The sequence below is a fragment of the Pseudoalteromonas sp. OOF1S-7 genome (genome assembly GCF_022347765.1).
Lineage (GTDB): Bacteria > Pseudomonadota > Gammaproteobacteria > Enterobacterales > Alteromonadaceae > Pseudoalteromonas.
The window spans coordinates 39,576-61,489 of record NZ_JAKRFZ010000012.1 but is presented as its reverse complement, the minus strand read 5'-3'; the positions used below and the strand labels follow the sequence as shown (position 1 = coordinate 61,489).

The 21,914-nt window shown below is 46.6% G+C and carries 17 protein-coding genes; 4 read left to right on the top strand and 13 right to left on the bottom strand.

The genetic code is table 11. The features are described 5' to 3' along the window. Window positions 1–12 precede the first annotated feature (12 nt). Together MHN33_RS16650 and MHN33_RS16645 are read left to right on the top strand one after the other, a co-directional pair. On the top strand, window positions 13–3,183 hold the full coding sequence (locus tag MHN33_RS16650) for a DUF1592 domain-containing protein (protein ID WP_239399496.1): 3,171 nt from the start codon (window positions 13–15) through the stop codon (window positions 3,181–3,183). A 30-nt stretch (window positions 3,184–3,213) separates the two neighbouring features. Beyond that, the gene (locus MHN33_RS16645; RefSeq protein WP_239399494.1) at window positions 3,214–4,440 is read left to right on the top strand and encodes a DUF1552 domain-containing protein; all 1,227 of its coding nucleotides are present in this window, start codon (window positions 3,214–3,216) and stop codon (window positions 4,438–4,440) included. 141 nt (window positions 4,441–4,581) lie between these two features. On the opposite strand, the gene MHN33_RS16640 is transcribed toward MHN33_RS16645, so the two are convergent. From MHN33_RS16640 to MHN33_RS16615, 6 genes are all read right to left on the bottom strand, one after another. Beyond that, window positions 4,582–4,869, bottom strand: coding sequence for a type II toxin-antitoxin system RelE/ParE family toxin (locus MHN33_RS16640; protein ID WP_239399492.1), 288 nt, complete (start codon window positions 4,867–4,869; stop codon window positions 4,582–4,584). Continuing rightward, window positions 4,866–5,147, bottom strand: coding sequence for a type II toxin-antitoxin system Phd/YefM family antitoxin (locus tag MHN33_RS16635; protein WP_130244812.1), 282 nt, complete (start codon window positions 5,145–5,147; stop codon window positions 4,866–4,868). The genes MHN33_RS16640 and MHN33_RS16635 overlap by 4 nt, the downstream gene beginning before the upstream one ends. Window positions 5,148–5,478: 331 nt before the next feature. Then, window positions 5,479–5,913 carry a hypothetical protein gene (locus MHN33_RS16630; protein ID WP_239399490.1) on the bottom strand — a complete coding sequence of 145 codons (435 nt, stop codon included), beginning with the start codon at window positions 5,911–5,913 and terminating at the stop codon, window positions 5,479–5,481. Between the two features lie 178 nt (window positions 5,914–6,091). Next, a complete protein-coding gene (locus tag MHN33_RS16625; RefSeq protein ID WP_239399488.1) occupies window positions 6,092–6,478 on the bottom strand; it encodes a hypothetical protein in 387 nt (128 codons plus the stop codon). A gap of 115 nt (window positions 6,479–6,593) precedes the next feature. Next, window positions 6,594–7,118, bottom strand: coding sequence for a hypothetical protein (locus MHN33_RS16620; RefSeq protein ID WP_239399486.1), 525 nt, complete (start codon window positions 7,116–7,118; stop codon window positions 6,594–6,596). A 932-nt stretch (window positions 7,119–8,050) separates the two neighbouring features. Continuing rightward, entirely contained in the window at window positions 8,051–8,533 is a 483-nt protein-coding gene (locus MHN33_RS16615) for a GrpB family protein (protein WP_239399484.1), read from the bottom strand. A gap of 517 nt (window positions 8,534–9,050) precedes the next feature. On the opposite strand from MHN33_RS16615, the gene MHN33_RS16610 reads away from it, so the two are divergent. Next, the gene (locus tag MHN33_RS16610) at window positions 9,051–9,227 is read left to right on the top strand and encodes a hypothetical protein (RefSeq protein WP_155946343.1); all 177 of its coding nucleotides are present in this window, start codon (window positions 9,051–9,053) and stop codon (window positions 9,225–9,227) included. A gap of 394 nt (window positions 9,228–9,621) precedes the next feature. On the opposite strand, the gene MHN33_RS16605 is transcribed toward MHN33_RS16610, so the two are convergent. The 7 genes from MHN33_RS16605 to MHN33_RS16575 form a co-directional block, all read right to left on the bottom strand. Next, on the bottom strand, window positions 9,622–11,565 hold the full coding sequence (locus MHN33_RS16605) for a RecQ family ATP-dependent DNA helicase (RefSeq protein ID WP_239399482.1): 1,944 nt from the start codon (window positions 11,563–11,565) through the stop codon (window positions 9,622–9,624). 354 nt (window positions 11,566–11,919) lie between these two features. Then, the gene (locus MHN33_RS16600) at window positions 11,920–12,225 is read right to left on the bottom strand and encodes a hypothetical protein (protein WP_239399480.1); all 306 of its coding nucleotides are present in this window, start codon (window positions 12,223–12,225) and stop codon (window positions 11,920–11,922) included. 182 nt (window positions 12,226–12,407) lie between these two features. After that, on the bottom strand, window positions 12,408–13,763 hold the full coding sequence (locus MHN33_RS16595) for a phosphatidylserine decarboxylase family protein (protein ID WP_239399478.1): 1,356 nt from the start codon (window positions 13,761–13,763) through the stop codon (window positions 12,408–12,410). A gap of 789 nt (window positions 13,764–14,552) precedes the next feature. After that, on the bottom strand, window positions 14,553–14,990 hold the full coding sequence (locus MHN33_RS16590; protein WP_239399476.1) for a cupin domain-containing protein: 438 nt from the start codon (window positions 14,988–14,990) through the stop codon (window positions 14,553–14,555). A 206-nt stretch (window positions 14,991–15,196) separates the two neighbouring features. Beyond that, window positions 15,197–15,355 (bottom strand): hypothetical protein, encoded by a 159-nt coding sequence (locus MHN33_RS16585; RefSeq protein WP_239399474.1) that lies wholly within the window; start codon window positions 15,353–15,355, stop codon window positions 15,197–15,199. Between the two features lie 271 nt (window positions 15,356–15,626). Continuing rightward, window positions 15,627–18,506 carry a hypothetical protein gene (locus MHN33_RS16580; RefSeq protein ID WP_239399472.1) on the bottom strand — a complete coding sequence of 960 codons (2,880 nt, stop codon included), beginning with the start codon at window positions 18,504–18,506 and terminating at the stop codon, window positions 15,627–15,629. A gap of 9 nt (window positions 18,507–18,515) precedes the next feature. Continuing rightward, the gene (locus MHN33_RS16575; RefSeq protein ID WP_239399470.1) at window positions 18,516–19,139 is read right to left on the bottom strand and encodes a hypothetical protein; all 624 of its coding nucleotides are present in this window, start codon (window positions 19,137–19,139) and stop codon (window positions 18,516–18,518) included. A gap of 541 nt (window positions 19,140–19,680) precedes the next feature. Here MHN33_RS16575 and MHN33_RS16570 point away from each other — a divergent pair. Next, window positions 19,681–21,855 carry a phosphatidylinositol-specific phospholipase C domain-containing protein gene (locus MHN33_RS16570; RefSeq protein WP_239399468.1) on the top strand — a complete coding sequence of 725 codons (2,175 nt, stop codon included), beginning with the start codon at window positions 19,681–19,683 and terminating at the stop codon, window positions 21,853–21,855. Window positions 21,856–21,914: the final 59 nt, after the last annotated feature.

Sequence of the window (21,914 nt, the reverse complement as noted above, 5' to 3'; positions counted from 1 at the left end):
GAGGGAAAGAAAATGATATTCAATAATTTACCACGATTCTCTACCTTGACTCGTAGCAAATCTGCGGCACCTGCCATGGCAAAATTTGCCGCCTGCATCAGTTTAATTGCAAGCGCGCCGTTTGCTCAGGCAGCGCAGTGTTCATTTACCATTCCGGATAACTGGAACAACGGTTTTAAAACCGAGATAGTCATAGAGAATGACTCAGATCAGAGCATTAACGACTGGTCGCTCGGACTCACCTGGAACCCGGGCATCTCCCTGCAAAATAGCTGGAACGGCAATTTCGACTGTAACGATACGGGCTGTACCATCACCTCACAAGGCAATACCGTACACGCAAACCAATCTTACGGCCTAGGCTTTGTTGCCAATAAAAATGGCCTGAGTGAAGACGTTATCATTACTCTCAGTGGTGATGTGTGTAGCAACTCTGGCCCGACTACGCCCCCGGATACGGTCACAGAAACGGGCTTGTGGGCGCTGGACAGCGCGGAGTCTTCGCTCAGCTATGTGTCGGTCAAAAAAGACCATGTGGCAGAGCTGAACCAGTTTGCGTCTCAGAATAACGCTGCTCCTGCGTTATCGGGCAGTATTGATGCCGGCGGGCGCGTAATCCTGGCAGTTGATTTAAATAGTGTGTCTACCGGTGTAGATATCAGAAACAGCCGGGTTATGGATTTGCTGTTTGAAACTGAGCTACTGCCAACGGCATACTTCAGTACTCAGATTGACCCAGCACTATTGAGTACGCTGGAAGTGGGTAATCCGACGGTTCAAACCGTTACCGGCGAGATGAGCCTGCATGGCATTAATCATGAGCTCAGCCTGGATGTGTTGTTAGTGAAGCTGGCAACGGGCCATGTTAATGTCAGTACGCTTACGCCGATGATCATCGACAGTAAGACCTTTGATATGGACTATGGTATTGAGGCACTGCGAGTAGTTGCTAACCTGAGTGGCATTGGCGAGACCGTACCGGTTTACTTTAACCTGACCTTTTTATCAGCCGAGCAAAACGGTTTTGAGCCGGTGGATATGGCGGCTAAACCCGCTGCGCCTTCTGAGCTCAGCGCCAGTGTGCTTTCTACCGAAGCGCAGGCGCAATTAAGCTGGTACGACAACAGCAATAACGAAACCAACTACCTGGTTCGTTTAAAATCGCTTGATGGCCGCTGGCACACCGCCGCTACGCTTGCCTCTAACAGCAGTTACTATGAGTCGGGTTTGCCGGAGTCAGGCGAGTTTGATTACAAGGTGATTGCGCTGAACAACTCAGTGCCCTCCCAGCCCAGTAATATTGCCCGTGTCACAGTCACGCAAACCGACCCCATTGCCCGTGGCATGGAGTTGTACAAAACTAACTGTGCCGGGTGTCACGGCTCGGAAGGTGGTGGTCTGGGTTCATTCCCTGCACTCAATACTGAACGCGATGTACAGGCCATGATTGATGTGATCACCGCGACTATGCCTTATGGCGCGCCGGGCGCCTGTGATGAGCAATGTGCCACGGATATCGCGGATTACCTGCAAACTCTGTGGCCTGCACCATTAACCTGCGATGTGGGTGTCGCGCCTGTGGCATACGGTGCAAGACAGCTGAAAATACTGACCCAAACCGAATATCAAAACACCGTAGAAGACTTACTGGGTGTTGATTTTGAAGTGTCAGACGGCCTGTCGCCGGATTCTCAGGTGGGCTTTTTCATCAATAATACCCATGCCGCTGTGCAGCCTTCTAACTACAGCAACTACCTGCTGGTTGCCGAAGAAATCGCACAATGGGTGGCCGATAATGGCTATTCGCCTGCTTTAAGTTGTGCAGCCATTAACGAAGACTGTGCCAACCGTTTGATTGATGAGTTAGCGCCGCAGATATTCCGCCGTCCGCTGACGCAGGATGAGGCAGACAGTTACCGACTGATCGCAACGGGCTTTTTCAACAATAACGACGTTGCAGCGGGCATGCAGTTAGCGCTGGAAGGCTTGCTGTCTTCGCCGCAGTTTATCTACCGCCATGAATTGGGCGAAGCGAACCCGGATAACTCAGAGCTGGATTACGACGCCTTTGAGCTGACCTCGTGGGAAATGGCCACCTTCCTGTCTTATACCTTTACCGGATCAACGCCAGATCAGCTTCTTTGGCAAGCCGCTGAGCGAGATGAGTTGCGTGATGAAGCCCATATCATCGCCCATGCAAACCGCCTGGCAGAGCAAGCCAAGCCGGTATTGGGTGACTTTGTGGGCAGCTGGTTAGGCACAGGCAGTTTAGAGGTCGCCAGTAAAGATCAGGACCACTATCCGGGCTTTGCCAATCTGGTACCCGCCATGAAAGCGGAGATCAACGAAACCTTCTCTTACATCATGACTCAGCCGGACGAAAAATTTGGCTCGCTGTATACCGCCAACTTCACGTTCGTCAACCAGTTGCTGGCCAACCATTACAACATTCCCGGCGTATCGGGCGATGACCTGCAAAAGGTAGAGACCACACAACGCGGTGGTATCTTAGCCAATGGCGCATTTATGTCGCGTTGGGCAGAAGTCGACGAGTCGCATCCTATCTTACGCTCGGTCAGAGTACGCCGCCGTATGCTGTGCCAGGATCAGCCCGATCCGCCAGCCGGTACCTTTGAAGCCAGAGAGCAAAGGCTTGCCGAACTGTCTGACTTGTTGCAAGACCCGACGACCACTAACCGACTTAAGTACCACAGCTTGACCGAAGGCCAGCCCTGTTCAAGTTGCCACGAAAAGTACATCAACCCGATGGGCTTTGGTATGGAGGACTTTGATGCGGTGGGCAACATCCGCAATCAAGACAACAACGGTAATGTGATCAATGCATCGGGCACCCTCTACGCCCCTGAGAAGTACGCTCAGGTCAGTGACTTTGTGCCATTCAACGGCACTAAACAGTTAGGTGCGGTGATAGCCGACCTGTCTTCAGCTCAAAGCTGCTTACCACAGCAAATGTTCCGCTATGTAATGGGTGTGGGTCATGACTCAATCGACCCGACGAGTGAAGAAGACAAGCGTCTGTCTCAGACAGAGCAGGTCGGTTATATGTGTGAAATCGACACACTGACCAACACCATGATGCAGGAAAGCCCGAGAGCCATGCTGGAGAAATTTGGTTCGCTCAAGTCGGTGCGTTATCGCAAAGCCTGGTCCAGAAGCGAGTAATGCGGGTCACAACATTAAGAGGTTAGTAACATGAAAAAAGAGCATTTAAATAACATGGCGATATCGCGCCGCAGCTTATTAAAAATGTTTATGGCGTCGGGTATTTCGACCGCCCTGATCCGCACATCGCCGCTGGTATCAGGATTGCTTTACGCACGACATGCCGATGCCATGGACGCCGGACTGCCCAACAAAACCGTGTCCATTTATATTCCGGGCGGCTCTATTGCGTCGCTTTGGAACCCCACAGGCAGCGGTGAAACCATGCAGCTGGGCGTGATGTCGGCAGGCTATGAGCCGGTTAAAACCGAGTGTAACTTTATGGTCAATATGGCCCACTCCAATGCAGGTCATGGCCGAATGCCAGTGCTGCTCGCCCAGAACTGGGGCGGTGACAGTTACGACGTCACTATGGGTAACGCACTGGGCCCGAACCTGCCATTTCGCTATCTGAACTTAGGCGTTCACAGTAATGGTCAGGGCCACTTAACCAAAGACAACCGCAATCATTTGCCGTTTCAGGAAAACCCCTTCACCGTGTATAAAATGGTGTTTGGCGGCGCCCAGGGCAGCAACAGCAAAACGCCTATCATGAATGCGCATATGTCGGCAGCCAACGCGATAAAAAACAGACTCGCGGGCTACGAAATACAGCGCATGAATGATCATCTCGATGCCATTGCAGACACCCAGCGGCGTTTAGATGAGCTCTCTGGCGGCACCTCCTGTGGCATTGCCCCCGATGACACTGAGTTCCCGTTGACCTTTGATACCTTCAGTCAGCAGGCAAGGCTGCAGGCAGACATTGCCGTGGCAGCTTTGCAATGTAACCTGACCAGCTCGGTATCGCTGGCCTTTGGTAACCATCAGTCAGAGTTCCGTATTCCTGAACTAAACTTCCAGGGGCACTATCACAACGCCATTCACGGTGGCAGTAACGGCCAGCCAAACTATCCGTACTACAGTGAAATGCGCAGCCACCTGGGCAGCCTGAGCGCCTATTTGATCCAAAAACTCAAAGCAGCCGGCATCTTAGACAGCACAGTGGTACTAGAAACCACCGACATGGGCCATGCAGACAAACACTCTGCCAACCCCTGCGCCTATCTAATCGCCGGCGGCGGCGCCCGCATCAACCGAGGCGTAGTCAGCGACATCGGCTCTGGCTACAACCAGCACGATGTACTGCACACCGCAGCCAAAGCCTGTGGCGTAGACCTTGGGTTTGGTAAGGAAATTCCGGGGGTGATTGTTTAGGTGGTTGTTTTGAAAAAGGTTATTTAGTGAGTCGTTTTAGTTTGTAGGTCATCAGGACAGCAAAGCCCCTTTTTAGGGGCTTTTTTTGTGGCTAAAAAATGCATTGATGGGAAGTAACAGTGATATTTGTTCAACTCATCATTAAACGTCATCTTCCGTCAAAATTTGCCGACAATTACGAACGGTTAATATTCGAATTTCCTGACTCAGGCTATAAATAATACGATAGTGGCCAAAAATGATTTCACGGTAATTTGTATTAGGCAGCTCAGGCACACAACGCCCCATTTCAGGCATGCTTGCGAGTAACTCAGTCTTGTCTAATACATCATTTACCCACTTTTCAGCAGCGGAAGGGTTGTCCTGAGAAATAAACTCAGCTGCATCACCAAGCTTCTGAATCGCTAAAGGAGACCAGACAACATTCACTTTCTGATGCGACTTAGCACTTGGGTTCGCGCATCCTCATTTGAAACGCCGAGGCCTGAAGCTAACTGAGCCTCAGCTGCACGCATTTCTTCCAGCAATTCAATTTTTTCTTGCATCGCTTCGTACTCGGCCACATCAAGCACAACAGCAACACCTTTACCGCGCTGTGTGATTACCAATGGACGGCGCGTCTCATTGATTTGCTTGATATAGGATGCAACACCAGCACGAAACTCAGAAAGCGGCTGAATATCTTTGTCCAAATGAATACGACTCATAACGAACCCTAAAAAGTACAAAATAACGTACAAATAATAGTTCAACTAATGATGATGAGCAAGAAGTTGGGTTGTGTTGTAACTTTTGGGTGGATGTCTGCATAACTTATGTACCCAGCTCAAGAGATGCGCGCTCAGAATCATCAGCTGCACTGTATGGGACTTTGGTTAATGACAAGCTGGTTGTCGACATACCTCACGCAGTGTTTGCTGTAGCCGGATTGCTGTAGCCGGATTCCAGTCACTCGCATCAATAGCGCTAGTCTTTCTGATTGGTCTGGCATTGCGTAATAGAATCAGGATAAAGGGAGCGTGCCGTTGACTTGGCTTGTTATGTGCGCACTGTTTGTAGCAATTGCTCTGATAGTTCAGAAAATTGTTCAATGAACCAAGTTGAACCATCATTCATATTGCACTCAAGCTCATTTATAAGTGCTAACTCTCGGGAATTCAGATCTTGCTTAGCTACGTTTTCAATTGGGTAATGCTCTATATCCCAACCCCGTTTTTGAGCATTAGCTAACACAAGGTGAACGTAACGGTATTTCAAGTTACCTTGTGATTGAAGAGAGCCATCTCTTTTTAACACAGGTCGTCGAGACTTTCCTTCGAGAATCTTTGCCACGTTAGACTTGTACTCATTCAGCCTCGCTTTCTTCGAGGCTTTGCCAATATAGCGAAACTCCTTTTGTTCAGCAGAGATCTTAATGAAATACAGGTATGGTTGAGTGAGATCGATTTGCTTAGGGTTTGTCCAATCAAACATTAAACCAGTCCTTGATAGTTGGTTATCACTGACACCAAGATTAACAGACATGCTCATCTAAAGTTTAAGACTTTTTCCAAAGCACATTACGCTGCCGCCATGCGCTGCTTGCAGCTGGCGGAATTTTTGTTGTTTTACAAAAATTATAACAGCTCATGCTGTCGCCTGGGCGGACTGGTTATGTTTTGTCACTCGACAACACAACTTTAATCGCAGCTTTTAGTCTTTCTTCGTCATCTGCTAAATGAATATAATCGGCTGCAGGCAGTTGCCCATCATTAAACTGCTTCTCGAAGAAATATTTCAACCTCCAGGCATCAGGCGCATCATGCCCAAAGTCGAAATCTATACCGCCGACTTCTGGAGACTTAAAAATATCGACACCGACACCATGGGTCTTTATAAACCAGTTAGTACCGGGGACTTGCCGCCTTCCTCTATTTTCCTGCTTTAAGATTTCCGAAGCAGTCTCTAACCCGAATGACCTAGCAATTAATTCCTTTGCCCAAGAGAGGTTGGCGTACCAAAGTGGAATTAACTGCATGATCAATTTTTCATCAGTCACGATTCGCCCTCAGAAACATAACGCCTTAAAATAGCAGGCTAAACTAAGCGAAGAATGAGCGCAAGCCTGCTGTTTTGCGTCCACAGTTTAATTAACTTGTTAGGCATCTCTGCGCCTATTTCTTGGCTTTGTGTTTTACAAAATTATAAGTAATCATACTGACTAAAACCAATAACACAAATCCAAACATGAAAAGCCAATTCAAGTAACTCTCTGGGTATTGTGGCTCTAATATTGTTGTATCAGGTTCATAACCAATTCCATGATTCTGTTTAAGTAAATCTACTACCGAAGCTTTTGAAGAATCGTTTGAAAGTGAGCGGCAATATGACTGTTTTGATTCTAGAGGACCACTTCCATTTACCCTAGAAGTAAATAAAACTCCAGAATGAGTCCCACCAATCACATACACAAATTCACCAACAGCGCCTTTCCATACGCGCAATACTTTGTGTTTAGTCGTCGATGAAGATGTAGGGATTGGTTGACCAAGCTGAACGACTATTTGAGAGTTATTAAAAGATTCGTTTAACCACTCTACACGTTGCTCTTCTGATGCAGCTTTCAAGCAAGTAATACTTAAAGCATAAGTTGGCAGAGATACGAAGAGTAATATGATGAATGTGACTAATCTTTCCATGATGCCTAACAATTTATTCTACCTCATCATGTCGGAACATAAACTGACATAACGGGCTGTATTACATAACCTCATGGTCCCACGGAATAAACTCTGAGTAAACAGTATGTTGTGACTATCAAAGTCGCAGCCATGTGAAATTTGGACAAATTGGGGCGTAATAATGTTACCGGACAACAATATTTTGCTTGGACACCCACCCTAAATTAGTGTGCCTCAGGAAACTGCTGTGCTGTAAGTCAATAGATCCCGGCTCGCAAGCCGTCCGGGATGACGGTAGGGTTTGTGAGTTTGATAGAAAAGAATCACCTCTGTGCCGCACGTTAGTAGATCCCGGCTCGCAGGCGTCCGGGATGACGGTGGGGTTTGTTAGTTCGGCTGCAAGGGATACCGCAGTGCCGCACATTAGTAGATCCCGACTCGTAGGCGTTCGGGATTACAGTGTGGTTTGTAAGTTCGGCTGTAACGGAGTGCCACTATGCGAACATTAGTAAATCCCGGCTCACAAGCGTCCGGGATTACAGTGTGGTTTGTAAGTTCGGCTGTAACGGAGTGCCACTATACGCACGTTGGCAGACCCCGGCTCGCAAGCGTCCGGGATGACCGTGGGGTTTGTGAGTTCAGCTGTGACGGAGTGCCACTGTATCGCATGTTGGTAGATCCTGGCTAGCAAGCCGTCCGGGATGACAGTGGGGTTTGCAAGTTCGACAGCAAAGGGATACCGCTGTGCCGCACTTTGGTAGAACCCGACTCGCAGGCGTTCTGGATAAAGGAGCGGGGTGCCAGTTTTTAAGGTAAGTTTTGCCGTTATCAGTGTCGATAAAGCGCGAAAAAGCGACCACCCACAAGCTACAGCCTTGTCGGGCAGTCTTTGGCCGTTTCAAATAGACAGATCATCAGCGTTTAGGTTAATGTGCAGATCGCTCCCCACATCAGAGCTTAAGACTACTGTGAATCCTGTCATAAAACGGCTTTTTCATTGCCTGATATTTCTCTTTATGATTTGGATACTTTGAGTGAAGCTCAGTTTTCAAACGATTCAGCGCCTCAACAAGCTCGGGGTTTTTCAACATAACATCCTTGAAACCTAAGTGTTTAGCCGCTTCGGTGCTACCGAACTCAAAGATGTGCAAATGGCATTTTCGTGAGCTTTTCGAAAAATATTCACGCCCCTCGATACCGTAACTACCTCTCGCCTCGAAACCAATGTCCTCAAGCTTTTTGCGAGCCTTTCGGACTGGTTCTAAATTTTCAACCTGGCCAAGAATATCAATACAGTCTTTGGCTAGTAAACCTGGTACTGAGGTCGAACCTATATGAATCAGCTCAATGTCCAGACCTAAGGCCAGCTTTATAGATTCTGCCTCATTCTCAAAGTCATCCTTCCACAGTTCACTGTGCGGAAATATATACATTAGTAGTCCCCACTTTTGTCCAATGCCCCGCTTAGCGAGCGAAAAATAGCTGGTAAAGATAAGTGACGGAGGAGGAGAAAACAAGCGACACGCCCCTCAACATTGACTGCCTCAGGATACTACGGTTTTGTAGTTTAATGGATCTCGGCTCGCAAGCGTCCGGGATGACGGTGGGGTTTGTGAGTGCGGCTGTAACGGAGTGCCACTTTACCGCACGTTGGTAGCTCCCGACTCGCAAGCGTCTAAGGTGACGGTGGGGTTTGTGAGTACGGCTGTAACCAGTTACCAATGTGTCGAATATTGGCAGATCTCGGCTCACGGGTACCAGGGATGACGGTGGGGTTTGTGAGTTCAGCAGCAAGGGGGCTACGACCAAGGGTCAGCTGATCTTTTCTCACCGGTTAGCAATGAGTGGTGCGCTTATTATCTGAATTCAAGCTTGAATTAGATTTTTTGTTTGTCTAGTATGGAAACTCCACAGTTAGTGTGGGTTTAAAATTTAAATAAAGGATTAACCATGAAATTAAAATTAAGTAAAAAAAGCATTAAACAATTATCAGCAGACAAAGCAATTTCTCAGCGATTAACGCCAGTTGTTGGTGCCGCTGGGCCTGACGTCCCTGCCAGTCCAGCCCTAAACCCAACCGATGCATATACGTGTTACTGGGGCCGTACGTGTAAAATAGAAGCTTAATTTTGAGCTAAATTACGGAAAAGAGCGCTGATGAGCGCTCATTTTTGCCAGGGTCGTGACAGGCTCTGCTCTAAAGGTGGCAACGATTACTTGCTTTAGTGATACTTGCCGCGACATACAGTTCTCACCATAAATTCACAAATCAATTGTTAGAAAACGGGTGGTATCTCGCCTCAAATTTGTATGCTTCAGGATACTACTGCGCTGAACGTTAATAGCTCCCTGCTCGCAGGCGTCCGGGATGACGGTGGGGAATACCTGTTTTGAAAATGCCGTTTTAAAAAAGACGTTCGGCCGTGTCAGCTTTGGCTACCAGGCCGGTACTCATTCAAGCACTGTTTCGCTTTGATTTTGGTGCTATCTGATAAAGATGTGCTACATCTTTGCTCCGCCATCATGCCCCAAAACCTAATTGCTGTACTTTATTCAAAACCTGCTGATAGCGAATATCTGCACAGCTGCCAAATCCGCCGCGTTGTCTGAATTTGGAAGACGTTGCCAGTGGCGAGGTCATGCCGGTCAGGAATCGGGTCAGTATTGCCAGGCTTGGCGTAACGCCAATTTGCATCAGATGCTGTTTTAGCGCATTTAAGTCGTTTCTTAATGTATCGTCCGACGGAAATTCTGTCTGCTTAGACTGGGCTAATTGTGCAATTTGACCTCGGCACGCTGAGCAGTGTCCGCATTGCTGAGGGGCATTTTCATCGTCAAAATAGCGCGCCAGATTGTAACTTAAACACGTATTTAACTCAAAAAAGCGCAGCATGGCGGCGATGCGCTTAACCTCGGCTTGCTCCTTCTCTAAAAAGTAATCGGCAAGTTCTTTGGCCAGATTTGGTTCTGCCAGCTTAGTTTCATCTACCTGATAAACCTGCATCATGCGCTTTGACTCAAGCTCAATGTGGCCCTGTTCGTGCAAGTAGTCCAGTGCCGCTACAATCCGATTTCTGTCGTGCCCCAGTTGCACTAAGGCCTGAATATCAACCGTGCCCCACACTTTCTTAAATTGCGTATTGGCAATTATCTGCTGAATAAATTGCTGGCGGTTCGCATCAAACAACCTGATGACGTCCTGCTCTGAGCGTAACCACTTGAATCTAAAATCGGCGTAAAACGCGTATTTGGCCTCAATTACACCTTTAAGTTCTAGCTGCACCAGCAAGGTTTTTAATGCCAGCAATCGGATATTGCTGACTTTAGACGCACTGAGCTCCTGCATTTCCCATAAGCCCTGCTGTTGCTGCGACTGAATTTCATCAATCAGTGCCTGAATGCTGGCTTGCTCTGGGGTGTCGGCGTAAACAAAGTTCTCAAGCGTCGCAACGCCATCTAAATTAGCCAGGGTAATACATTCAGAAAATTGCCCGTCGCGCCCTGCGCGGCCTATCTCCTGGCTGTAATTCTCTATCGACTTTGGCAGGTCGTAATGCACCACAAAACGAATATCGGATTTGTCTATGCCCATACCAAAGGCGATCGTGGCAACAATCACTTGCTTGTGATTGTTCATGAAGTCGTTTTGGATACTCTGACGAAGGCTGTCATCCAGCCCGGCATGATAGGCAGCAGCATTTACGCCCGCCGCCTGCAATTGCTTAGCCACCTGCTCGGCCTGTTGTTGCAGCGTGACATACACAATACCTGCGCCAGCTTGTTGCTTTAAATAGCCAATCAGTGCCTGCACTTTTTGCGCTTCCGGACAGGCATACACGCTTAAATCCAGGTTGGCACGGTAAAAGCCCGTCTGAACAATATGCTCGGGTTTTATATCAAACCGGTTCGCCATATCGCGCTTTACTTTTTTGGTCGCTGTGGCGGTAAGCAGCAGCACTAATGGGATTTTTAACTCATTACGATAGTCGGGTAACTTAAGATAATCGGGCCTGAAATTGTGGCCCCATTCAGAGATACAGTGCGCTTCATCAACCACCAGCATAGAAACAGGCACTTGCTTGATGAATTCTCTGAAGCGTTCATTCTTAAAGCGCTCAACCGAGATCATCAGCACTTTAATGCTGCCATTTCTGACATTTTGCATCACAGACTGACTTTGCTCCCGGGTTAACGTTGAGTCTAAACTGGCCGCATTGATGTTTTTGCTGTGTAAAAACTCAAGCTGATCTTTCATGAGCGCAAGCAGTGGCGAGATAACTAACGTTAAATTGGGTAGCTGTAAGGCCGTCAGCTGATAACACAAGGATTTACCAGAGCCGGTTGGGAATATTGCGAGGCTAGAATGACCGTTGACCAGCTGGGTGACTGTTTGTTCCTGGCCAGGCCTGAATGCTGAAAAGCCAAAACGCTGCGATAAGGTTTGGTGGATCACCGATTCGTTCATGATGCAAAATTCCGTGTTAACAACTGCCTGGTAAGATAACACAATACTAATCTCCAGTAATACTTAACCAGGTTGACGGACTAAATCTGACGCTATCGGCGCTAAAGCTCCCTCATTCAGAATCACTAAACGGTGATGCTTTTACCTCGCCAAAACGGATGCAGGTACCTCAGCGATAACAGAATATATAAGCGGTGTTATCTATAAGTTTTATTTGTCTCAAAATCGACGAGTGAATTGTCAGGATTGCTAAAGCGGTTATTTTATGTCCGGAGACGGAACAACGTGGGAGGCGCCAAATACCGAAATTGAGCTATTGACGCCATAGTCTCTTGTAATATAGCAGGCAATTAATTATTGGATTGCAAATGAAGTTATTCCACCATTTGCTACCGCGTCTGGGCGGCTAACGGCTTCTTTTACTACAGAGTACATTGATATAGGAAAGTTTACATTCATTACTTTCTGTCCACCGTTTTCATATTCACTATTACTTGGCACTGGAACACCCTCTTCTAAAAAGTTAAGCGATACTTGACCCCATGGGGCACCGGAATCCGGAGCGAAAGACAACTTAATCACTGCAACTGAATTTCCTCCAAGACTATTTGGGCCCTGATAAACCTGAGGGCCATAAACTCTAAATTTCCAATTACTCATAATTAATCTTCTACTCTAATTGATAATAATATTGGTATTAAACTGCGACTAGCAACGCAACAAGATCGGCTCAATGCTGCGTGGAATGCTTTATCAGGTCGCAATATTGAACCTGCGAGACAGCAGTAAACAGAGCAGAGAGGGTTAAAACTTCCCTCTCATTTCATCGGGTAAGGTTATTATTACCTTGGGTCATTTAGCATCGCAATTGCAGAGCGTACTCGTAAACAACCTTTTTCTACTGGGCAGGTTTGTGCACTTTTACAGGCCGGAAATTGTGCGTCATCAGCTGCGGGTTCCGCGATAAAAGACTCCACCATGCCTTTTTGGAAGACCAAAGCCAGGGTTGAACCGCCGTAACTGAAGTAACCCAGTTCATCGCCTTTGCCGACCATCTGGCCTTCTTCTACTGTAATTTCGACTGATGAAATTTCTGTAATACCAATGGGGATGACAGCAACTAATCCTCTGCCCTGTTCATCTTCGATAAACACAATGCCACGGGTATTAACCATGGCCTGATAGCCCTGAGATTCTGTGCCGGCAGAGACATCGAACCCTTCGCTACGCAGTTCACTAAAAGTGAAACCTTCAATGGTTTGTATGCGGACGACCTTGCCTGAAATTGGGGCATGCCAGCGGTGATAATCGGCACCCGACAGGAATGATTGCATCACATCGCCGCCCACAAATGGTTCAATTAGGTTTGCAGGTGTGGGTTCATCGTGCTCTCTGCTTTTAGCGTTCCCACCCAACATATCAAATAGCGAGTAAGACTGGCCTTTCAACCAGAATTCGCTGCAGTACTGAGCATCACGTGTAATGCGATAGACAGTGCCATCATTGGCCGAGACCACAACTTTGTCCGAATCATGGACAGGGAGCGGACGGTATTTCTTCAGATTCAATTGCCGATGGAAAAAGTCGTTGTAAGAAGTAAAGCCCCAGTAAGGATCTTCCCGGTTGTCATAGTTGCTAGCCTGAGACAGACACAGCTGCTCCTGTGCATAAGGCGATAGCCAGCCGGTTGTGGCTGGCGCAACCCCCAGAGGATTGAGGACCGATTTGGACTCGTCCGAATCCAGGAACGTCTGCCAAGCCTTTAACACCTGAGTCAGCTTTTCGTTGAACTCGCTCATGACAAACAGTTTGTTGCCCGATGGAACAAACATGTAAAACACGAACAGTTTAGACATCGGAAATGTCTCCTGAAAAAACTCTGGAGCACGTTGAATAGTATAGTTAATTGCAACTAGCCACTCTTCAAGAGTGCTAAATACTTTATATTCTTCAGGCACTTCAGTCAGCATCTGAGTGGCATAACGCCTGGCAGTGCTGTCGCTACTCGGTGTACATGACAAATAGTCAGAAAGTGCCTGAACTGCTGGTTCTAAGTGGCCACAAAAAGCTTGTTCGGCGTTGACTAACGTGTCTTTTTGCCATTGAACAATTTGCTCTACTTTTTTTTTGTCCGCCGAACTGATCTCTGCCTGACGGCATTCGCTCACTACGCGCAATATGTTCAGTATTTCTATCATTTGACTGCTCTCCTTAAGGTAAATGGGGCTGGATAAAAAACACCCAAAAAGGCTAGTTCACTTTGTCGTTGATAGTTATTACAACTTATTACAGTGGCATCGCTGAGGCATCAGCCAAGATACTCAGGACAGTTTTGAGAGAGTGCATAGCTTTTGCTCGGACACCCACCAATAAATCCAATGGAGGGCCTGAAGAAATTTCAAAGTGGATGCTGGATTTTTGTGAATCACAATAAATGGCGCACTTTAAGGCTTCGTTAATGTACAATGTTCACGCTTATAGAGTCTTTCCATGTACTTATTAATGTTAGGAAAATCATCTTACAGCTGTTGTTCTTACCCCCGGCAAAGTGTGTATGCAAGTACAATATCTGTAACCGAGAATTGATCGTCAATTAGATATTCATGCAGGGAAAAGTGCTTTTCTAAAGCTGCGGCTGATTTTCTATACAGCATGTTATTTTGCGGGACAATTTCCCGAACATGTTGCTCTGCCGGTAAAATAAAGTCCACCGAGTTGATCTCTGAAGACTGTACAAAGGGCTCCAGCTCACTCAGTGTAAAACAAACCCACTGGTTATGAAGGTTTCTCGACCAGCTTAAAGGCTCTGCTATCAATTTCTTATCTGGCACTAAATCGGTTAGCACGCGCCTGGGATGATAGCGAGGTTTGCAGGGGTCAGCGACCACAGATCATGTTGCCAGATACCCACCATAATACTTGTCGAGCGCCCGTAAATTCACAGCGCCAGTTCCCACTAAGGAGCCTAATTCAGACATGTCAAAAGACTAGACTATGTGGATTTTGTACTTTTTAATAAATACCTGTCTGTCTGATTCAGTCGGTGGGTTGTCAGCTGTGAATTTGGATATATCCCGAATAAATCCCTCAGAGGGGCCTGAAGGCGCATTGATGACGAGCACATGACTATCGGAGACCGCCTTAAAACGTCTTTTTACGTTGGGACCAGCAATGACAAGGTCGCCTGCATTTGCAACAAATTCGTCGTTTTCTACACCAAATTCAATTTCCCCTGAGATAATGTAAAAGATCTCATCATCAATCTCATGGAAATGCCACGGCGCCTCATTGCCTTTAGGCAGTTTGCTGTCAAAAATGGAAACCCGGTTATCAGTATCAGATCCGGATGCAAGAATGGACGTGATTTCACCTTGTTCCAGGTTGAATCTCTCAGCATTACCGCTTTTAACGTGCTTATATCTCATTGCATATCCTCTGTTTATCAAATAGGCAAGTGTAGTTTTACCCAATAAAGATTACCCATATCTACTTGATACTGGAGTAAAGCTGTCTGGTTTTGAAGTTTTCTTCCTGTGTTTTTTCGAGTGAGGATGAAGAGATAACTTAGCTGAAGGGAATAAACTGCAACTAGATAAGCCTGCTTACGCAGGCCCGGCACAGAAATTAAAAATCATGCGAAAGTACCAGTACAAGCAACAAATAGATTTGTCGGTAATGGCATTTCATCTCCACCACCAGCGACTTTAGGTGTCATCTCAGCATTCACTGTTCTATGGCCTGAAGACAGGTTTTTAATCTTTTTCTTATTTAAGTTCAATGTCAGTTTCATACAATTATCCTTACATATGATGATGTCAATTTTTGCTGCATTAAAATACAACAGCTAAAAATCACACCAATAAAACAAAAATAAAGCAAAGTGCTAACTTATTTAACAAGCACAAATTAAAGATACCCGCAGACTTTAAAAAGTAAGCGTCTTCTAACCCCACCTGGCCAAATAATATGTCCAACAGCACAGCATTCGAAGATCCAAGCTGGCACGCGTCCTGAACAATGGTGGGGTTGATTGGGCTCAGCCCCAAATAAATACCCTCAAGTTAATCCTGCACAGCCCCGATAAACGCGAGTACAAAGGGTTCAACTTGCAATGTATGCTGGCGCATCACCGTAACACTGTTTTTAACCTGGCCTTCTATTTGCTGTTTAGTTGATATACATTGCTGTTTATTGTTAGTGCAGTCACCGAGCCCTTCTCTGAACCTTGTCAGTAAATAAATATTGTCTAGCACCCCACCTGCAATTTTGCTTCTGCCACCACTTTTAAGCTCTTTCGTGTCTTCTAATATCTGCTCTGTTTTCTTCTGAGCTTCTTCTAAGCCTATAAATTTCTGTTCCGCACTGTCATTAAAACTCTTTAAGCCAGCTAAAAACTCCTTTTGCTTCTCCAGTTCATTCCTCAGTGGCAGGGTATGCTGATTCAAAAAGGATATGTATACTTTTTCGCTTGTAGATTGTGCTGCGTCCTCACTCACTCCGCTTGGTACGTAATTCGCCAACTTAGAGATATTTGATTTTTTAATATTAAACAGGGCAATGCTTTTAATTGACTCAATCATTTCTTTCTTTTGTTCGGAATACTGCTTAATGTACCAGTTTCCTATGTCATCTTTAGCTACTACATAATTGACATCCCCACCGCCTTTAACAGCCACACGGTTTATATTGTGCCAGTTCTGGTTGTCTAGTTTTTGCAAAATGGCATTTGTTGACTGAACAAGGCTTCTGTTTAAAAACCTCTTTTTTTGTATAAGCTCAGAGTTATTCAATAAGGTTGTTGGTCTCATTGTCATCCTGATCGCATCTGAGGTCGCCCGCAGGAATGAGTTCTCTGAGCGAAAATACCGGGCTGTTTCCAGTGCTTTATTGAGCTTTTTAACTTTCTCTTTGTCGCCGCGCTTATCCGCCAGCACTCTCTCCACGGCCAGGTGATACATTAAGCTATCCCAGACTTGTTCAGTATTAAGCTCATCGCTATTTTCGTCAAAACTAGGTAGATTAAGTTTTGAGGTTGCTTCTCGCAGCTGTGTTTTATATTTCTCCAAGATCCCCTCGCGCAACTCAGAAGCTTCACCTGTCGAAACAGTGTGGTTGTTCTTAATACACTCAACAGCATTATTAACTCTCTGATCAACTGATAGCTCAGCATCACCAGACTCTTTATCTGGACACTTGTCTTTTAATGTTGTCTTCAGTCCTTTCAATACATCACAGCGACTTTTATCACTATCAGGACAGCTTGCTTGTTCACTGTCTAGCCAAACCGCCAAATCGTCGGTGACATTGGCTACTGAAAGCTCCGATTTAATGGTGTTGGCGATTGCATTTTTCAGTAACTTTGCATTGACACCATTGTTGCGCTCTGTAAATTGGCTTTGCCTCTCAATATCATTCGCCAAAACTTTGGTGGAATTACCTATCGCCTGAAGCACGGCAATAAACTTCTTAATGCGCTGCTCCCCCGTCGTATTTTCACCTGCCTCGCTTTCATCAATGTCGCTTTCATTATCCATATTTGCATTGCCGTGAAGTAAAACAAGGTTATTTGCTAAAAAGAGTATTTTCTCTGAAAAGCTTTTTAAGTCGGACTGAAATTCACGTTTTACATCTTTACGGGATTTACAACTTAGCTTCTCAGCGTCACCGCTTTCATAACACCCCAGGTAATACAGCTCTTTATATCTATAAATAACCTCTTCCAGACCTTTGCCGGTATCTCCCCCCAACCCAGTAAGTTTATAGCTTTTTACATGGTCCAGTTTTCTCCCCTTCAAACCTCTGTCTACTGCTGTTACGTCCGGCGCCTTCGCAAACCGCTTACCCAGGTCGGCTTTTTTGCCTCCCTCTTGGTTTAATTTTTTATGTGTTGAAAGGATACAGTGAACCAAATGCCCCATATCGCGCTCTTTATCGCTCTCTATTTTCAATCCAGCTTGGCACTCCGGCGGCCCTAACTTCTGCAACTTTTTCAGATCCGTGTTATTTTCTATTACTGACAACAAGACCTCTTGTAACCCATCTAAATCCCGCTGTGTCAATTGAAGTGTATCAAACACATCAGTTGACTTTGTTAACTGCTCTAACGAGTCCGCTGTTTTCGCAGCGGCAATCACACTTTCATTGGCAGCTAACCATGCACTATCGAAATACCCGCTGAGCTCCTTAACCCTGCCTGTAATATGGTCTATTTTTTTGTCTAAATCCTTAACTTGAGGATCCTTCGCTTTTTCTTTTAAGATCTTCTCAAGATTTTTCGACTCGTCTTGCAAAGCGACCAATAATTTAGACTCTTCATTTTCATCGCACGACACCGACAAACCAGTATCAGAATCAGATTTACAAAAAACCGATACCAACCCTGTCTCCGTCTGAATTGAGGGAGCTATAAATGATTTAATTGCATTGACTTCAGTTGACTTACCGTCAAACGAGCCAAAATTATCTTCTATAAACTTCTTATCCTGCGCTTCATTTGATATAAACTTGGTATAAATGTCCTCTTGATATTCGAGCTTTCTGAGCAACTGCCGATAGTTGCTTATAAAGTGCTGAGCTGCACTTTGCTCGTTGGTATACATACGCAGTATTTCGTTCGCAAGATAGTAAGTTATATTTCCCTCATTCTTGAGGTAGTAAGCACTTCCCGGGTATGTTCGGTAACGATCAACTTCTATCGGGTTTATCTGCCTACACGCCTCTGACTTATCATTGTCTGTTTCAGCATCACAGTTATAGGTATCCCTGATATACCCGAGCATAGGCCTTGCGGCGGTCACCATTGCAGCAACCTGGTCCAGGCGCTCTGGCGCCTGGCTATTTAACGGGCCATTATAAACATCCACTTCGATTAATAAGGTTGAACACCCAGAAGCTAGGGCTGTAATCGATAGAAGTAGCGGTAATTTATTCATCTTCATCATCTTTCTCCCTCAGCATAAATCTTTGCCGTTACGGCAAAAGCTTTCCAGCACTTGCCTTTCCTGTGCTATGGATAATAGCTCTTCCATCAGCCGACGATTAATCGGATCATTGGCTTTGGTTTGTTCAAAACTGAGTAGTTCTCCCATTGCACTATCAATGGCAGAAAAGAAATTATGAGGTGTAGACCCCATCACAATGACAAGACGATGATTTTCGGGTCCCTCTCTGACCCCTTCCGGGCCCATTAATACAAACTTGCGTCTGGGGCTGGTAACTTGCACACCCCCATTCGCGTCTGTACTCAACCCCTGGTTCGTCATTTCAACTTTACTGGTCAATGTATCAATGGCTTCTGCCGGGACCCAACCCGAAGCAAACTTCATGTCACTGAGCAGGTTAGACTGGCCCCTAACTGTTATTCTGTAGAATGTTGGCGATATTTGATTGATGGGGTCAAAAACCCCCAGGTAATAGACTTGGTAAACTTCACCCGTCACAGTGTGGGTAGATAAGTAAGTGCCACCGGCCCCAGCGATTGCCCCCACAACCCCTGCTTCCCGGGGGGTTAGCCCGCAGCCAATGAGATTAATACATAAAAACAAGGCGGATAATTTTGTACAGACGTGTCTCATTCGAACTTCCCTATCTACATTAATGCAAGGTTTCCTGCAGCGCGATATTTAAGTAAAGGTAATAGTTGGGAACTTTTCAACCCAAGATGTCGCGACTGCTGGCTTTTTGATGGCTTTGCTAAGGCATCAAATGACACAAGTATTCAGTGGAATTGGTATAAGCTCCGCAACAGCGTGTGATCCTGTGTGACCCCAGCGGGCATGATTTGACAGCTGACCGCTTAAAATTATACAACAGCGCCGCACAGTTCTATTACAACTTTGCAAAGATCCCCATCTGTAAACCTGACAGAAACCTGCCAACTATGTTAAATGCCTGCGCACAAGCGCAGCGCCGTAGGTTGCCAGTTCCCAGTTCGCAAGCACTTTTTAGTATCAACCAGAGACTGGTTAAACTGAAATTCACCCCGCTAGAGTTAAAACTCTTAACCTCACAATTTTTGCACTTTTCACGTCTATATTTTCCGCGGTTGCTCGTACAGGGGTATAAACCATCCCTGTTTAAGGACCAGCTTCACACTAAAAGGAGAGGATTTTTACCATGAAACCAAACAACACACTGGCGTTGCTGCTGGCAGGCACTGTCGCGGTATCCGGTGTACCCTTTGTGGTACATGCCGCAATAGATACCGACGATGAGAAGGTCACCCGTCTGGACTTGCAGGGACAGATAGATAACTTGGCGCCTTTTTCTAAAACCCTGTGGGCCGGGGCGCACAATGCCTATGCCTCACATGCCTGGAGTAAAGGTACGTATACCGATGTAAATCAATACTACTCCCCCAAAAGCCTGCTTAAACGTGGCATACGGGTGATGGAGTTTGATATTTACCCGGAAGGCACCTTTGATTCTACCCCTATGCTGTGCCACAACTCGCTGGAAAATAAAGCCATTTGTTCAAGCTTTCACGCAAAACTGTCGGAAGGGTTAGACGACATTAAAGACTTTCTGAAAGACAACCCGGACGAGGTGGTGTTACTGAAAATCGAATCGTACAAGCATAACGACCATAGAAACTGGCACAACAAGATTGGTGAGCGCCTGGAAAAAGACATCGGCGATTATTTGCTGATGCCCTCAGACTGGGGCTATGCCGATAAGAGTTGTGCGTCTTTGCCGGTGTCGCACCTCATCAAGCGCGACATTCTGGCGGCGGGTAAGCAGCTGGTTGCCGTAGTGCAAACGCCCAGAGATCACAGTAACCTGTGTTCCTATCACAGCAGTGGCAGCTACTCTAAATTCTGGAATACCGTGTTTATCGGCGTCGATGCCTTCGATGCCAGTGGCAACCTGCAAAGCAATCAACCATTTTGCCAGAACGGCAGCAATGAGTGTGTGAACGGCGATCAGACCGCACACTATCTGGCCAACAATATGACGGTGATCATTGATGGCGCAACGCAGCTCAACCCGGATGGTCCCAGTTCCAGTAAAACCGGCAGCAATGTGATCAGCAAATGGGCCAACAAAGGCGCGCAAATTCTTGAACTGGCGCTGGTCGAAGCCAACAACACCAGTGCTGCCAGCGGCTATGGTGCCAATGAGGTCCAGATTGAAGACTTTATCTGGTCGTGGAAATCGAACCGGCCCAATGGTTCAGGCGACTGTGCCAGCCTCGAAAACGATGCCGCTATTGTCGACAAAGCCTGCTCTACCTATCAGTATCATGCCTGTGTAGATGATAACCGAAACTGGAAGCTGACCACCAGCAAGGGCAGCTGGGAGATGGGGTTTGCGAACTGTCAGAGCCTCGGCGGCAGCTATGCCTTTGCGATGCCATTCAATGCCTATGAGCATGTGCAACTGCAAAACACCATTGGCACCAGCTCAGAGCACCACTGGGTGAATTATTACAGGGCGTTCGATGATTTCTGGCTGTCTAACGCGGCTGAGCATATCGACTGGCAGTATGTGAAAAACACTGCGGTGGGCTCGACCAATAAAGGCGACACTTTCAATGATATTGCTTTATTAAAGCGCAAAGCGCTGGTGGGCGGCACCTTTAACCTCAGCTCAGTGCGGGTTCGCTCAAACAATCGGGTGGATGGCTTTCAGGCCTGTTACGAGACCAAACAGAGCCTGTCTCATGCCAGTGTAGGCACATCAGAAATATGCGTTACCTACGGCGGCAGCGGCGGTAGCTGGGGTGATAAACTGACCTTTGATAGCAGCAAGGGCGAGCACCTAAAAAGCCTGCAGATCTGTAAAGACGATGGCAAATATGGCTATGATACGGTGTACTACCTGAAGCTGACTTCCAGCAATGGCAGTTCAATCAAAGGTGGTACTTCGTCTGGCAGCTGTACAACCTACTCGGCCAGCGCCAGCCAGCAACTGTTTGCCTTTCATGGCACCGATAATAAAGAACTTAACGCACTGGGTGTTTATCGCATCGCCAGTTCACAGGTTAACGGCGGACTCTATGCCACCGGCTGGCTTGACCGCGATGATCCGGCCAGCGGTGATAACGAGTTATTCAGCGCCCATCAGTCTGTGGGTAATATCGGTGTCAGTTGCAGCACCAGCGATGTTGCAGGGGTGGTTGCACGAGTCAAAGGCAGCAAGCTGGACTCAAGCCTGACCGGGCAAAATCTGGTTAACAACAGCTCAGGCTTTGCCTGCTGGAACTCCAGCAATGGCGGAAACAGCAGTTACACCACCTGTGAAGATTACGAAGTGAGGTACTTTTTCACCAAGGCCAGTTGTTTACCTTAATTGGTTTAGCTTAATTGGTTTAACATGCCTATTTAAAAAAAAGCGCCCTCAGGCGCTTT

Excerpts from the sequence above, each read along its gene's own strand:
- MHN33_RS16650 (WP_239399496.1), top strand. The coding sequence starts at position 13 with ATGATATTCAATAATTTACCACGATTCTCTACCTTGACTCGTAGCAAA.
- MHN33_RS16645 (WP_239399494.1), top strand. The coding sequence starts at position 3,214 with ATGAAAAAAGAGCATTTAAATAACATGGCGATATCGCGCCGCAGCTTA.
- MHN33_RS16635 (WP_130244812.1), bottom strand. The coding sequence starts at position 5,147 with ATGAGTCGTATTCATTTGGACAAAGATATTCAGCCGCTTTCTGAGTTT.
- MHN33_RS16630 (WP_239399490.1), bottom strand. The coding sequence starts at position 5,913 with ATGTTTGATTGGACAAACCCTAAGCAAATCGATCTCACTCAACCATAC.
- MHN33_RS16620 (WP_239399486.1), bottom strand. The coding sequence starts at position 7,118 with ATGGAAAGATTAGTCACATTCATCATATTACTCTTCGTATCTCTGCCA.
- MHN33_RS16615 (WP_239399484.1), bottom strand. The coding sequence starts at position 8,533 with ATGTATATATTTCCGCACAGTGAACTGTGGAAGGATGACTTTGAGAAT.
- MHN33_RS16610 (WP_155946343.1), top strand. The coding sequence starts at position 9,051 with ATGAAATTAAAATTAAGTAAAAAAAGCATTAAACAATTATCAGCAGAC.
- MHN33_RS16605 (WP_239399482.1), bottom strand. The coding sequence starts at position 11,565 with ATGAACGAATCGGTGATCCACCAAACCTTATCGCAGCGTTTTGGCTTT.
- MHN33_RS16600 (WP_239399480.1), bottom strand. The coding sequence starts at position 12,225 with ATGAGTAATTGGAAATTTAGAGTTTATGGCCCTCAGGTTTATCAGGGC.
- MHN33_RS16595 (WP_239399478.1), bottom strand. The coding sequence starts at position 13,763 with ATGATAGAAATACTGAACATATTGCGCGTAGTGAGCGAATGCCGTCAG.
- MHN33_RS16590 (WP_239399476.1), bottom strand. The coding sequence starts at position 14,990 with ATGAGATATAAGCACGTTAAAAGCGGTAATGCTGAGAGATTCAACCTG.
- MHN33_RS16585 (WP_239399474.1), bottom strand. The coding sequence starts at position 15,355 with ATGAAACTGACATTGAACTTAAATAAGAAAAAGATTAAAAACCTGTCT.
- MHN33_RS16580 (WP_239399472.1), bottom strand. The coding sequence starts at position 18,506 with ATGATGAAGATGAATAAATTACCGCTACTTCTATCGATTACAGCCCTA.
- MHN33_RS16575 (WP_239399470.1), bottom strand. The coding sequence starts at position 19,139 with ATGAGACACGTCTGTACAAAATTATCCGCCTTGTTTTTATGTATTAAT.
- MHN33_RS16570 (WP_239399468.1), top strand. The coding sequence starts at position 19,681 with ATGAAACCAAACAACACACTGGCGTTGCTGCTGGCAGGCACTGTCGCG.